The organism is Caulobacter sp. SRI_008 (assembly GCF_057586355.1).
Genome location: NZ_JBYCZS010000008.1, coordinates 143,781 through 156,405 on the forward strand (window position 1 = coordinate 143,781; position 12,625 = coordinate 156,405).

The following is a 12,625-nucleotide window of genomic DNA, read 5'->3' on the forward strand; positions in this document are numbered from 1 at the left end:
GAAATGACAGAATTCTCCGATCTCGGGCTCTCGCCCACGACCCTTCAAGCGGTCGCCGACACCGGCTACACGACCGCCACTCCGATCCAGGCCCAGGCGATCCCGGTCGCCCTCGCCGGCCAGGACGTCCTGGGCATCGCCCAGACCGGCACCGGCAAGACCGCCGCCTTCACCCTGCCGCTGATCGACAAGCTGCAGTCGGGCCGCGCCAAGGCCCGCATGCCGCGCGCCCTGGTCATCGCCCCGACCCGCGAGCTGGCCGACCAGGTCGCCTCCAGCTTCGAGAAGTACGCCAAGGGCACCAAGCTCTCGTGGGCGCTGCTGATCGGCGGCGTCTCGTTCGGCGACCAGGAAAAGAAGCTTGATCGCGGCGTCGACGTGCTGATCGCCACCCCCGGCCGCCTGCTCGACCACTTCGAGCGCGGCAAGCTGCTGATGACCGGCGTGCAGTTCCTCGTCGTCGACGAAGCCGACCGCATGCTCGACATGGGCTTCATCCCGGACATCGAGCGCATCTTCAAGATGACGCCGCCGAAAAAGCAGACCCTGTTCTTCTCGGCGACGATGCCGCCGGAAATCACGCGCCTCACCAAGCAGTTCCTGAAGGATCCGGTGCGGATCGAGGTCGCCAAGCCGGCCACGACCAACGCCAACATCACCCAGCTGCTGATCAAGGTGCCGTCCTCGGACCCCAAGGCCAAGCGCCTGGCCCTGCGCACCATCGTGGAGAAGGCCGCGCCGGAAACCGGCATCGTCTTCTGCAACCGCAAGACCGAAGTCGACATCGTCGCCAAGTCGCTGAAGGTGCACGGCTTCGACGCCGCCGCCATCCACGGCGACCTCGACCAGAGCCAGCGCATGAAGACCCTGGCGGCCTTCCGCGACGGCTCGCTGAAGATCCTGGTGGCCTCCGACGTCGCCGCCCGCGGCCTTGATATCCCGGCCGTCAGCCACGTCTTCAACTACGACGTCCCGCACCACGCCGACGACTATGTGCACCGCATCGGCCGCACCGGCCGCGCCGGCCGCTCGGGCGTCGCCTACATGCTGGTGACCCCGGCCGACGACAAAGGCTTCGACAAGGTCGTCAAGCTGATCGGCTCGACGCCCACCGAAGAAGTCATCGACGTCGACTACAGCGACGCCGTCACCGTGCCGCGCGAAGGCGACCGCCGTCGCGGCCGCAGCGAGCGTCCGGGCCGTGAACGCGGCGAGCGGAGCGAGCGCGGTGAACGCAGCGGCCGCGGCCGTCGCGAACGCGCCGAGGCCGCTCCGGCCGAGGGCGAAGTCGTCGAAACCGTCGCCGTCGCCGTCGCCGTCGAGGCCGCTCCCGAAGCGCCCGTCGCCGAGCGCCCCGAGCGTTCGGAGCGTCCGGAACGCGAGCGCAAGCCGCGCCGCGAACGCACCCGCGACCGTGAGCGCGCCCCCGCCGCCGTGGTCGAAGCCGCTCCGGTCGAGGAAGCCGCTCCCGCGGCCCGCCCCTCGCGCGAGCGTCCGCCGATGCCGGTGCGCGGCGTCCAGCCGGTCCGCGCCCGCGACGACGACGACGATCGCCGCGTGGTCGGCTTCGGCAACGACATCCCCGCCTTCCTGCTGCGGGCTCCGCCCCGCCTGGCCAAGGTCGAGGACTGACGAACCGCCCATTCGGGCGTAGAGTGGCCGGCGTGCTCCACGGAGCCGCCGGCTTTTCTTTGTTTCCTCGACGGTTCCGCGCGTTTGCCAAGAACGAGCAAAAAGCCCGGAGGAACCGCCATGGCCAATTTCACGCCGTCCCAATCAGACGCCGACCTGCTGACCCACGAACGCACCTATCACGCCTTCAGCGTGCTGATCCGCTGGTGCGTCGTCGCCCTGGCGGTCGCCATCACCACCCTGACCCTGTGGTTCGCCACCCCGGCGGGCTTCTTCGGCGGACTGATCACGGGCGTCGTGCTGGCCGTGGCCGGCTATTTCGCGGTCATCCGCCACGAGGCCAAGCAGCCGCTGGACCTGTGGACCGAGGGGCGGTGAAGCGCGCCTTCGGCGCTCCCCCTCCGGCCCTTCGGGCCACCTCCCCCAGAGGGGGAGGATCTGCGCCGCGCCAAATGCTCCCCCTCTGGGGGAGCTGTCGGCAAAGCCGACTGAGGGGGTCGCCGCAGGCGACTACCGCTTGATCTGCCCCGCCAGATACTTCCGGATCGCCGCGCCATAAGGCGGGCGCAGGGCCAGCATCGGGCCGATGTCCTTCTTCAGCTGGTGGAACACCGCCTTGCGGTGGCTGAACTCGCGGAAGCCGTCGTGGCCGTGATAGGCGCCCGTGCCGGCCGGGCCGACGCCGCCGAACGGCAGGTCCTCCTGGGCGACATGGAAGATCACGTCATTGACGGTGGCCCCGCCGCTGGTCGTGCCGTCCAGCACCTTCTCGCGCTCGGCGTCGTCGGTCCCGAACCAATAGAGAGCCAGCGGACGGGCGTGGGCGTTGACGTAGCCGATGGCGTCCTCGACGCGGTTATAGGCCTTCACCGGCAGCAGCGGACCGAAGATCTCGTCCTGCATCACCGTCATGTCGTCGGTGGGATCCAGGATCAGGGTCGGCGGGATTTTGCGGTGCTCCTGCTGGGCGAAGTCCTCGCCGGCCGGATTGAGCTCGACCACCCTGGCGCCCTTGGCGCGCGCGTCGTCGACATAGCCCTTCACCCGGTCGTAGTGCCGTTGGGCGACCAGGGCCGTGTAGTCGGGATTGTCCTTCAGGGTCGGGAAGCTCTTGGCGACCGCCGCCTTGGCCGCCTCGACGAAGCGATCGACGTCCTCGGCCGGAGCCAGCACATAGTCGGGGGCCAGGCAGATCTGGCCGGCGTTCAGCGTCTTGCCGGCCATCACCCGCGCCGCGGCGGTCTCCAGGTCGGCCCCGCGCGACAGGATCACCGGGCTCTTGCCGCCCAGCTCCAGCGTCACCGGCACCAGGTTCTCGGCCGCCGCCCGCATCACGTGGCGCGCCACCGAGGTCGCGCCGGTGAACAGCAGGTGGTCGAAGGCCAGGCCCGAAAACGCCTGTCCCACCTCAGGACCGCCGGTGACGACCGCGATCTCCTCCTCGTCGAAGGCCTTGGCGAACATCGCCTTCATCAGCTCCGACGTCGCCGGCGTGAACTCCGACGGCTTGATCATCGCCCGATTGCCGGCCGACAGCACCCCGGCCAGCGGCGCGAAGGTCAGGTTGATCGGGAAGTTCCACGGGCTGATCACGCCAACCACGCCCTTGGGCTGCCAGCGCACCTCGGCCTTGGCCCCGAACACGCCCAGCAGCGCCGGCGTGGTGCGTCGCTTCTCGGTCTTCATCCACTGGCGCAGATGGTCGCGGGCGAACTTCAGCGGCCCGATCGAGCCGGCGACGTCGGTCAGGGCCGTGGCGTCCTTGGAGCGCACGCCGAAATCGTCGCTCACCGCCTTGGCGATGTCGTCCTGGTGATCGACCAGCAGGCCGATGCTGCGGTTCAGCCAGTCGATGCGCCGTCCGGCCGACGGCGCGCCGTCACGCAGGTGAGCGGCCTTCTGCTTCTGCAGCACCGTCTCCAGGCCGGCCCGGACGGCCTCCGGACCAAGGTTGGCGGGGGCGTTCATGCGGCGTCTCTCCCGAAAACGGCCTCTCGGCTCATCTTATCAGCGTTCAGGATGCGTTGAAGTTGTGACCGGCGCAAGCGCGCCCGTCCGGCCTTAACCGCTCGTTTGAACTCTTGCGCTTATGTTTGGCGCGCAAGCGATCGGCCTCGGAGAAACCGGGACCGAACGGGGGAATGAAAGATGTCGGACGTCGAGACCACGCTGCGCGGCCCTGAAGCCTACAAGATCGCCCGTCGGGCCCTGGACCTGATGGAGCGTCATCAGATCTGGCCGACCGCGCTGAACTTCGAGCTCTGGACCCACTATGTGGCCGATCCGGACGGCGCCCTGGCGCGCGAGATCACCCGCCTGATCTCGATGGGCGAGCCCATCACCGAGATGCTGAGCGAAGAGCTGGCCGCCGCCTATCTTCCCAAGGCTCGCCTCAACGAACAGATCCGCGACGCCGGCGACCTGCTCTCCAAGGAGCTGGAATCGGTTTCGAAGGCCATCCAGAACGCCCAGAAGACCAACGCCGCCTTCGGCAAGACCCTGGCCGGGGTCTCCAAGGACCTCGACGGCCCGACCGCCGTCGAAGGCATCAAGGCCGTGGTCACCAGCCTGGCCGCCGCCACCCGGCAGGTCGCCAAGGAAAACAAGGCGCTGGAAAACCGCCTGGCCGAGTCCACCGCCGAAGTCGACCGCCTGCGCGAGCACCTGGAGCAGGTGCGCCGCGACGCCACCACCGACGGCCTGACCAACCTGGCCAACCGCAAGGCCTTCGACGAAGAGCTGGAGCGCGCCTGCGCCGAGGCCGACGAGGCCGGTTCGGCCATCTGCCTGGCCGTGCTCGACATCGACCACTTCAAGGGCTTCAACGACACCTGGGGTCACCAGACCGGCGACCAGGTCATCCGCTACGTCGCCAGCGTCATCGGCCGCGTCGCCGCCCTGCCCCGCTTCGCGGCCCGCTACGGCGGCGAGGAATTCGCGATGATTTTCCCGGGCGAAGCCGCCACCGTGGTCAACGCCACGCTGGAAGAGATCCGCGTCGAGGTCTCCTCGCGCATGCTCAAGCGTCGCTCGACCAACGAGGACCTGGGCGCCATCACCCTGTCGTCCGGCTTCGCCGAGCGCCGCAAGGGCGAGACCGCCCACTCGGTCATGGAACGCGCCGACACCGCGCTCTACGCCTCCAAGCGCAGCGGCCGCAACCGCGTCACCGCCGCCGAGACCCAGCAGGAATCGGCCAACGCGGCTTAAGAACAGAACACGCGTTCTTCTCCAGAGAACCGCGTCCGGAGCCCGTCGATCCCAGGATCGGCGGGCTCTTTCCTTTTGAGCCATCCAGCGCTTGCGTTCCCCCGGGGCAGCCGCGCCTAGCTTGCCTTCAGGCGCGAAAAGACGCCCGGAGGATGTGATGGCCTACGAGAAGATCCGGCTGGAAACCGAAGGCGGCGTGGCCGTCGTCACCCTTTCCGATCCCGCCACGCTCAACGCCGCCAGCCCCGAGGTCGCCCGCGAACTGGCCCACGCCTTCGGCGTCGTTGCGGCAGGCCAGGTCGAAGCGCGATCCGTGGTGCTGACCGGCGAAGGCCGCGGCTTCTGCTCGGGGGCCAACCTCTCAGCGGGCGCGACCGCCGGCCGGCCGATGGACGCCGACGGCAGGCCCGACGCCGGCGCGGCCCTGGAAAGCGTCTACAATCCGCTGGTGACGCTGCTGCGCGACTTCCCGCTGCCGATCGTCACCGCCGTCAACGGCCCGGCCGCCGGCATCGGCTGCTCCCTGGCCCTGCTCGGCGACATCGTCGTGGCGGCAGAGAGCGCCTATTTCCTGCAAGCCTTCCGCCGCATCGGCCTGGTGCCTGACGGCGGCTCGACCTGGCTGCTGCCGCGCCTGGTGGGCAAGGCCCGGGCGATGGAGATGATGCTGCTGGGCGACAAGATCCCCGCCGCCAAGGCCCTGGACTGGGGCCTGGTCAACCGCTGCGTCCCCGACGCCGAGCTGATGCCGACCGCCCTGGAACTGGCCCGCGCCCTGGCCGAAGGCCCGGCCTCGCTGGGCGCGATCCGGCGGCTGGTCTGGGACAGCCTGGAGACCGACTGGATCGGCCAGCTGCACGCCGAACGCCAGGCCCAGCGCGCTGCCGGCAAGACCGAAGACTTCATCGAAGGCGTCTCGGCCTTCCTGCAAAAGCGCCCGGCGGCCTTCAAGGGGCGGTGAGGCTTGGCTAAGCTTGGCGGATGAACGTGCTTTTCGTCTGCAGCCAGAACAAGCTGCGCAGCCCGACCGCCGAACAGGTCTTCTCGCACTGGCCGGGGATCGAGGTCGACTCGGCGGGTCTCAATAACGACGCCGAGAACCCGGTGACGCCCGAGAACGTCGCGTGGGCCGACCTGATCTTCGTCATGGAGAAGGCCCATCGCAACAAGCTGTCGAAGCGGTACCGCCAGCACCTGCGGGCCAAGGTGATCTGCCTGGGCATTCCCGACGACTACGACTTCATGGACGAGGATCTGGTGCGGCTGCTCGAGGCCCGCGTGCCGCAGTTCCTGCCGCAGACTTAGGGCCATCACCTCGCCATCCTTCCACCGTGCATCCCCGCGAAGGCGGGGACCCAAGCTGACTCTCAGGGTATGGCGCGGCCCATGGGAAGCCCGCCGTCTCAGCTTGGATCCCCGCCTTCGCGGGGATACTCGGATTTGGGATCCAATGCAGCGGATCAGAATGGTCCCCGCCCAGGGGCGAGGACCAGTTCACGCCTAGTACTTCAGCCTGAACCCAACCGACACGCTGCGCCCGGTCGAGCCGTAGTTGGTGACCAGGTGGTTGGCGTCGTAGGCCCAGCGCTCGGTCTTCTGGTTGGTCAGGTTCAGCGCCTCGATGTTCAGCGTGATGAACTTGTTGACCGTGTAGGTCGCCGAGCCGTCGAGGTTGAAGGTGGCGTTGGAGCCGCCGAAGTCGTTGACGTAGGGTGAGGAGCAGTCGCCCGGCGCGCAGGTGCCCGAGGCCAGCGGATAGGTCGTGTAGTAGGCCGCGCGATAGGCGCTCGACAGGCGGGCCGACCACTTGTCGGCGTCGTAATAGACCGTGAAGTTCACCGCGTCGGGCGAGGCGCCCAGCCACGGCCCTTCGACGATCCCGTCGGCCTTGTCGGGGTTGAGGATGTAGCCCAGCTTGGATTCCAGGTGGGTGTAGTTGGCCTGGACGCCCAGCTTGTCGAACGGCGCGGGCAGGAAGGTCAGGTTCTGCTGGTAGCTGAACTCGACGCCCGAGATCCGCCCGCCGGGCGCATCGACGTACTGGCGGATGGTCCAGTCGCCATCGGCGGCGATATAGGCCAGCAGCGCGGTGTTGGTCAGAGCGTCCTTCACCGAGGCCAGGCTGTCGCTGTCGAGCAGTTGGCTCAGCGGCCCCGAACGCGTCACGTTCTGCGGGAAGCTGCTGATCTCCTTGGTGAAGATCGCCGCCGAGAACAGCGCCCCCGGCGCGAAGTACCATTCGAACGACAGGTCGTAGTTGGTGGCCCGGAACGGCTTGAGTTCAGGATTGCCCAGAGTGATCGACGGCAGCGAGCTCGACGGCAGCGAGGTGCTGAGCGACGAGATGCCCGGCGACAGGTTGGCCAGTTGCGGCCGCGCCATCACCTTGGCCGCGCCGAAGCGCAGCAGCATGTTGTCCTTCAGCTCGTAGGCCAGGTTCAGCGATGGCAGCAGGTCATGGTACTTGTTGGTCGCCGTCAGCGCCCGGGCCGAGGTCGAGTAGCCGTTCGATTCCAGCTCGGTGAGGGCGTATCGCACCCCGACATTGCCGCGCAGGGTGCGGTCGAAGAGCCCGCTGCGGAAGTCGAACTGGTTGTAGAAGCTGGTGTCGGTCTCGGTCACCGAATAGGCGTTGCCGGGGTTGGACTTCGACGACAGGCGCCAGTCGCCCCATTTGTTCACGCAGTTGCAGTCGAAGCCGAACAGGCTGCGGAACTTGTCGATGTCGGGCACGATGAAGCTGGTCGGCGTGCCGGACGAGACGTCCAGGCCCGCGCCCCAGTTCACCAGCTTGCTCATCGCCGCCGTCGTCGTGCCGGCTTCCAGCAGCGTCGGGTTCAGAGTCTCGGTCGACAGGCGTTGATACTGCGCCGTCGTGAACTGATAGACGCGCCGGGCGACGCCGCCGCTCCAGGTCAGGTCGTCATCGATGTCGTACTTCAGATCGACCTTGGCGGTCTCGTAGCGGTTGTCGACATAGCGCTCGTAGTGGCGCAGGGCCGAGAAGCCCTTGACCGTGTCCCACTGGGTCGGGTCGGCCACGTTGAAGCCGAAGTTGAGGATCGGCATCGAGCCGCCGCCCCGCTCGTCATAGACCACTCCGTCGGCGTCCATGTGGTTGAACTCGACCAGCAGGCCGGTGTTCTGGGTGCGCGAGCGCGACAGGCCGTAGGTGGCGTTCAGGGTGAAGCGGTCGCTGAACTCGTGGGCGACGTTGAACGAGGCCTGCTGGAAGGTGGTGGTGTAATAGCTCTCGTCGGCCGCCGAGCGGACGTCGACATTGTCCATCACCAGATAGTCGGCCTGATTGGCGTCGTTGACGTGGGCTTCCAGCACCTGGGTCGCCGGCCGGCCGACCAGGGCCTGGATCGCACCCAGCACGCCCGCCGTCCCCGTCTGCCCGTTGTAGCCGTACTTGTAATAGTAGTCGTAGGGCTCGAGGTTGTTGGGATTGTAGCTGTAGCTCGTGCCCGACACGAGCGAGGAGCCGTAGAGGTCCGTGCCGCAGTCGATGGCGTCGCGATAGGCCGTGCCCGTCTGGCTGGTGCAGTACGGCAGGATCTGGCGCTGCACGCTCGCCGGCGCGGTCGAGGCGTTGTAGGTCGAATAGGTCTTGCCGCCCGAGGTCACCGTCTTGGTGTTGTTGCGGTTCAGGCCGACGGTCTGCAGCTGGTAGTTCGTCTGGTCCTGCCACAGGCGCGAATAGACCAGATCGGTGGTCACCGTGGTCTTGGGGGTCGGCCGCCACTGGAAGGCCGCCGTCGCCCCGATCCGCTCCTGTTGCAGCTCGGCGTGGTTCAGGGTCGCCAGGGCCGGGATCACCGTCAGGTCGTTCATCTGCGCCAGGGCGTCGGCGCTGGAGCCTTCGGCCACGGTCGCGAAGCCCGTGGCCGTCGTCGTCGCGCCAGTGTGGGTGGCGTTGCGGTACAGCAGGTCGCTCTGGCCGGCCTGGCGCTGGTAGCTGTCGATGGTCTGCTTGCGCGAATTGTAGGCCAGCGAGAACAGCGCCCCGAGGTCGCCGATCTTGGTGTCGTTCCAGCGGTCGGAGACGAGGCCCGCGATGCGCGGCACGTGGTTGCCGCCGTTCTCGTAGTAGGAATCCTGGATCGACAGGGCCAGGCGCCGGCCCTTGAAGTCGAACGGCCGGCCGGTCTGCAGGTCGACCGTCGCGCCTAGCGAGCCCTCGTCGGTCTCGGCCGAAGCGGTCTTCTGCACCTTCAGCGAGTTGAACAGCTCCGAGGCGAAGGTGTTGAAGTCGAAGCCGCGCGAGCGGTTGGGGCTGGTGCCGGAATCGGTGGCGGCCGCCGTCGAAAGCGCCTCCAGGCCGTTCAGGCGCACCCGGGTAAAGTCGCTGCCAAGACCCCGGACAGTGATCGTACGCCCTTCCCCGTTCTCGCGGTCGATCGACACGCCCGGCAGGCGCTGCAACGACTCGGCGAGGTTGGCGTCCGGGAAATCGGCGATGTCCTCGGCGTTGATGGCGTCGACCATCACGTTGGCGTTGCGTTTGACGCTGATGGCGCTTTGCAGGGCCGCGCGGTAGCCGGTCACCACCACCTCCTCGACGGCGGTGTTCTCGACGGACTGGCCCGAGGCCTGAGCCGCCTCTTGAGCGTGAGCCGCCCCGGCGCTCAGAGCCAGCACGGACGCGGCCGCGCACAGACGCGCCGCGGCGCGACGTTGGAATGTCGTTTGAAGCATGATGCCTCCCCCTCCCTGTCGTTTCCTTCGGAGGAGGCCCGTGTGATCCGCGCCGCCCTCCGGTCGCCGCCCAGAAGCGGTAACCGGTGTCATTATCGGCGAGACCTCTTTGGCGGCGGATTTCGTCAGATTGCCAGGTAGCGTCGTTCGGTGTCGCAAACGCAGTGAAGCGCTAGACGTCGGAACGACGAAGGGCGGCTCCGCCTGGCGGGCCGCCCTCTTCGCGCGCCTCGAAAACCTGGCGCAACAGATTGATTTGAAATGCCGATCAGTACGGCTTGTAGCTCTTTTCCTCGACGATGTCGGAGCCGGTCAGGGCGTTGATCTGACGCTTCACGGCGGCCCGCTTGTCGTTGTCCATATAGACCCGGCGGGCCAGCTGGACGAACTCGGGGCCGAATTCCTGGCGACGTTCGCAGGCCCGCTTGCCGTCTTCGATGTCCCAAAGCGCCGCGTTGATTTCGGTCAGTTCGGCCGTCAGGCGGTCGAGCTCGGCGCTGGGCGTCAGCTTTTCGGCGGCGATTCCCTCCAGCAGGGCCAGCTCCTTGCGGACATTGGCCTCCTTGGCGGCATCGCCGATCCGCTCGGCCTTCACGCGCAGGATGGTGATCTTGTCGACGAGCTCGCCGGCGGAAATGGGGGCGAGGATGGACATCAGGAAACTCCGGCGATCAGGGTGTCGAGGGCGGCCTTGACGACATCGGTCGGGAGCGCGGCCATGCCCTCTCCGTAGTCCTCGGCGCATAGCACCTCAAGACGGCGCGCGGCAGGCCGGAACTTGACCGCCTTGCGGCGATTCAGTTGCAGCGACAGCAGGGGCGCCCCGCCGGCCGCCAGCATGTGTCCGGGGCCGGCGTCGTTGGCGACCGCGGCGGCCAGCCGCCCGGCCAGGGCGATGGCCAGCAGCGGCCCCTTCACCGAGGTGAAGCCGTCGCCGCGATCGACCTCCGGAAACAGGGCGCCAGGAACCTCGGCGCGGGCGATCGCCGCGTCGGCCGCCTCGTCTGGCCCGAAGAAGAATACGGGCGTCCGCCCAGCCGCCTGCTGATCGCGGGCCAGGTCGAGATAGCGCTCCAGCGGCCAGCGCTTTTCCTGGCCGCCGGCGCCGGGCGCCAGGCCCACATAGACGGGACCGTCCGGCAGCAGGGCGCTGGCGGCCGAAAGGGCGTCGGTCTCGGTCAGGGCCAAGGGCCGCAAGGCGCCCTGCCCGTCGCTCGCCAGAGCCAACAGCCGCGCCAGCCGGTCGACCACGGCCGCCGGCCAGTCGCTCTTGCGGGCTTCCATCGCGGCCGAGACGAAGCGGCCTTGGGCGGCTCGCCGCGCCACCAGGCTGCGGCGCAGGTTCTCCTGGGTGTCGATGACCAGGTCGAAGGTCCGTCCGCCGAACGGCTTGACCCAAGGCAGCACGTCCAGCGCGCCCGCGCCGGTGACGCCGTCCTTGAGGATCTCGTCGACATAGCCGGCCACGACGCGCTTCAGCGGGCCGTCATAGACCGTCTCGCCCTTGGCCGCGCACCAGGTGATCCGCGCATCGGGAAAGGCAGCGCGCAGGCCAGCCACGAAGGGCAGCTTGATCAGGCCATCGCCGATCACCTCGCCCATGGAATAGATCAGAACCGTCTGGACCATGGCCGTGCATGACCGCGCCCGCTCTCCCCGTCAATCGCTGGAGCGTATGTGAGCGTTTACTTGCAATCTGTTCGATCTGATGTAACGTCGGTCTCATGAGCGCCAAGCCCCGCATCGAACGCGCCGCCCTCGAGGTCTTCGCCGCCCAGGGCGTCGACGCGGCCACCACCAAGCTGATCGCCGCCCGCGCCGAGGTGTCGGAGGGCGCGATCTACCGTCACTGGAAGAGCAAGGACGAGCTGGCCCTCGGCCTGTTCATGGCCGCCCACCGGCGGCTGTCCGAGCTGATCGAGGCCGAGGCGAGCGCCGTCCACGGCGTCGAGGCCAAGGCCGGCGCCATCGTCCGCGCCTACTGCACGGCGGCCGACGAGGACTGGACCCTGTTCTCGTTCCACCTGCTGCAGCTGCACCACTTCCTGCCCTACTACCAGGAAGACGGCCGCGACCCGGTCACCCTGGTCGAGACGATCATCAAGCACGCCATGCTGAAGATGGAGCTGCCGCCGGGCGACCCGCGCGTCATCGCCGCCATGGCCATCGGCGTCATCACCCAGACCGCCCAGAACCGCGCCTACGGCCGCCTGGGCGAAGACCTGCTCTCGGCCCACGCTCCCCTGATGACCGCGGCGGTCCTCGCCGTGCTCAAGGCCCGATAAAGGACCGCTTGATGCGCAGCGCGCTGTTCAACGCCTACTACTGGGTGCTGTCGATCTTCTACGGCCTGTCGGCGGCGCTCTCGGCGCTGCTGCCGGGCCGCCGGCCGGTGACCTTCGCCCTGCGGCTCTATTCGAAGCGCATGCTGTGGGCCCTGCGGATCTTCGCCGGGGTCGAGGTCGAGCTGAAGGGCCAGGAGAACCTGCCGAAGGGCGCCTTCATCATCGCCGCCAAACACCACAGCTGGGGCGACGGCTTCGTGATGTTCGCCAATCTCGACAATCTCAGCTTCGTCACCGGCGACCACCTGGAGAAGTTCCCGCTGCTGGGCGGCATCCTCAAGAAGTTCGGGGCCATCGTCGTCGACAGCTGCGGCGGACCGGAAGCGCGCGCCGCCCTCTCCAAGAGCGCCGCCCAGGTGGCCGCCGAGGGCCGCCGCATCCTGATCTATCCCGAGGGCCACCTGGCCGCGCCGGGCGAGCGCTATCGCTACCGCACCGGCGTCTATCACATGAGCCAGGACTTCGGCCTGCCGGTGGTGCCGGTCGCCACCAATCTCGGCTGCTTCTGGAAGCAGCAGGAGAAGAAGAAGACCCCCGGCCGGGCCACGGTCGAGTTCCTGCCCGCCCTGCCCCAGGACCTACAGAAGGTCGAGTTCATGAAGCTGCTGGAAAACACCGTCGAAGGCCGCACCAACGAACTGATCGCCGAAGCCACCGGCCAGCCGGTGAAGGCCTCGGTGCTGGTCGATCCGCCGCGTAAAAAGCCGGCGGCCGAAGCCGAACCGCTGTCGGCGTGA

At 68.0% G+C, this 12,625-nt stretch carries 11 protein-coding genes; 7 read left to right on the forward strand and 4 right to left on the reverse strand.

Features of this window, described 5'->3' with window-relative positions; translation table 11 throughout:
* Positions 1-3 precede the first annotated feature (3 nt).
* Positions 4-1,632, forward strand: coding sequence for a DEAD/DEAH box helicase (locus tag AC2YHT_RS09405; protein WP_487289379.1), 1,629 nt, complete (start codon positions 4-6; stop codon positions 1,630-1,632).
* Between the two features lie 120 nt (positions 1,633-1,752).
* Positions 1,753-2,010, forward strand: a complete 258-nt coding sequence (locus AC2YHT_RS09410) for a hypothetical protein (RefSeq protein ID WP_487289380.1) — start codon at positions 1,753-1,755, stop codon at positions 2,008-2,010.
* Between the two features lie 132 nt (positions 2,011-2,142).
* Here AC2YHT_RS09410 and AC2YHT_RS09415 read toward each other — a convergent pair whose 3' ends face one another.
* On the reverse strand, positions 2,143-3,600 hold the full coding sequence (locus tag AC2YHT_RS09415; protein ID WP_487289381.1) for a coniferyl aldehyde dehydrogenase: 1,458 nt from the start codon (positions 3,598-3,600) through the stop codon (positions 2,143-2,145).
* A gap of 180 nt (positions 3,601-3,780) precedes the next feature.
* Here AC2YHT_RS09415 and AC2YHT_RS09420 point away from each other — a divergent pair, with 180 nt between their 5' ends.
* The 3 genes from AC2YHT_RS09420 to AC2YHT_RS09430 all read left to right on the forward strand — a co-directional run bounded on the left by AC2YHT_RS09420 (position 3,781) and on the right by AC2YHT_RS09430 (position 6,147).
* Entirely contained in the window at positions 3,781-4,842 is a 1,062-nt protein-coding gene (locus AC2YHT_RS09420) for a GGDEF domain-containing protein (RefSeq protein ID WP_487289383.1), read from the forward strand.
* 157 nt (positions 4,843-4,999) lie between these two features.
* Complete coding sequence (locus AC2YHT_RS09425; protein WP_487289384.1) at positions 5,000-5,803, forward strand: enoyl-CoA hydratase/isomerase; 804 nt, start codon at positions 5,000-5,002, stop codon at positions 5,801-5,803.
* 20 nt (positions 5,804-5,823) lie between these two features.
* Positions 5,824-6,147 (forward strand): low molecular weight protein tyrosine phosphatase family protein, encoded by a 324-nt coding sequence (locus tag AC2YHT_RS09430; RefSeq protein WP_487289385.1) that lies wholly within the window; start codon positions 5,824-5,826, stop codon positions 6,145-6,147.
* A gap of 195 nt (positions 6,148-6,342) precedes the next feature.
* Here the strand turns inward: AC2YHT_RS09430 and AC2YHT_RS09435 are convergent, their stop codons facing one another.
* From AC2YHT_RS09435 to AC2YHT_RS09445, 3 genes are all read right to left on the reverse strand, one after another.
* Positions 6,343-9,543, reverse strand: a complete 3,201-nt coding sequence (locus AC2YHT_RS09435) for a TonB-dependent receptor (RefSeq protein ID WP_487289386.1) — start codon at positions 9,541-9,543, stop codon at positions 6,343-6,345.
* Positions 9,544-9,811: 268 nt separating this feature from the next.
* Positions 9,812-10,198: a DUF6165 family protein gene (locus AC2YHT_RS09440; protein ID WP_487289387.1), complete on the reverse strand. Its 387-nt coding sequence runs from the start codon at positions 10,196-10,198 to the stop codon at positions 9,812-9,814.
* A complete protein-coding gene (locus tag AC2YHT_RS09445) occupies positions 10,198-11,172 on the reverse strand; it encodes a glycosyltransferase family 9 protein (RefSeq protein ID WP_487289388.1) in 975 nt (324 codons plus the stop codon). Before AC2YHT_RS09445 ends, AC2YHT_RS09440 begins: the two co-directional genes overlap by 1 nt.
* Before the next feature lie 95 nt (positions 11,173-11,267).
* On the opposite strand from AC2YHT_RS09445, the gene AC2YHT_RS09450 reads away from it, so the two are divergent.
* Together AC2YHT_RS09450 and AC2YHT_RS09455 are read left to right on the forward strand one after the other, a co-directional pair.
* On the forward strand, positions 11,268-11,828 hold the full coding sequence (locus tag AC2YHT_RS09450) for a TetR/AcrR family transcriptional regulator (protein WP_487289389.1): 561 nt from the start codon (positions 11,268-11,270) through the stop codon (positions 11,826-11,828).
* Between the two features lie 11 nt (positions 11,829-11,839).
* Entirely contained in the window at positions 11,840-12,625 is a 786-nt protein-coding gene (locus AC2YHT_RS09455; protein ID WP_487289391.1) for a lysophospholipid acyltransferase family protein, read from the forward strand.

Excerpts from the sequence above, each read along its gene's own strand:
- AC2YHT_RS09420 (WP_487289383.1), top strand. The coding sequence starts at position 3,781 with ATGTCGGACGTCGAGACCACGCTGCGCGGCCCTGAAGCCTACAAGATC.
- AC2YHT_RS09445 (WP_487289388.1), bottom strand. The coding sequence starts at position 11,172 with ATGGTCCAGACGGTTCTGATCTATTCCATGGGCGAGGTGATCGGCGAT.
- AC2YHT_RS09415 (WP_487289381.1), bottom strand. The coding sequence starts at position 3,600 with ATGAACGCCCCCGCCAACCTTGGTCCGGAGGCCGTCCGGGCCGGCCTG.
- AC2YHT_RS09430 (WP_487289385.1), top strand. The coding sequence starts at position 5,824 with ATGAACGTGCTTTTCGTCTGCAGCCAGAACAAGCTGCGCAGCCCGACC.
- AC2YHT_RS09410 (WP_487289380.1), top strand. The coding sequence starts at position 1,753 with ATGGCCAATTTCACGCCGTCCCAATCAGACGCCGACCTGCTGACCCAC.
- AC2YHT_RS09455 (WP_487289391.1), top strand. The coding sequence starts at position 11,840 with ATGCGCAGCGCGCTGTTCAACGCCTACTACTGGGTGCTGTCGATCTTC.
- AC2YHT_RS09450 (WP_487289389.1), top strand. The coding sequence starts at position 11,268 with ATGAGCGCCAAGCCCCGCATCGAACGCGCCGCCCTCGAGGTCTTCGCC.
- AC2YHT_RS09425 (WP_487289384.1), top strand. The coding sequence starts at position 5,000 with ATGGCCTACGAGAAGATCCGGCTGGAAACCGAAGGCGGCGTGGCCGTC.
- AC2YHT_RS09440 (WP_487289387.1), bottom strand. The coding sequence starts at position 10,198 with ATGTCCATCCTCGCCCCCATTTCCGCCGGCGAGCTCGTCGACAAGATC.
- AC2YHT_RS09405 (WP_487289379.1), top strand. The coding sequence starts at position 4 with ATGACAGAATTCTCCGATCTCGGGCTCTCGCCCACGACCCTTCAAGCG.
- AC2YHT_RS09435 (WP_487289386.1), bottom strand. The coding sequence starts at position 9,543 with ATGCTTCAAACGACATTCCAACGTCGCGCCGCGGCGCGTCTGTGCGCG.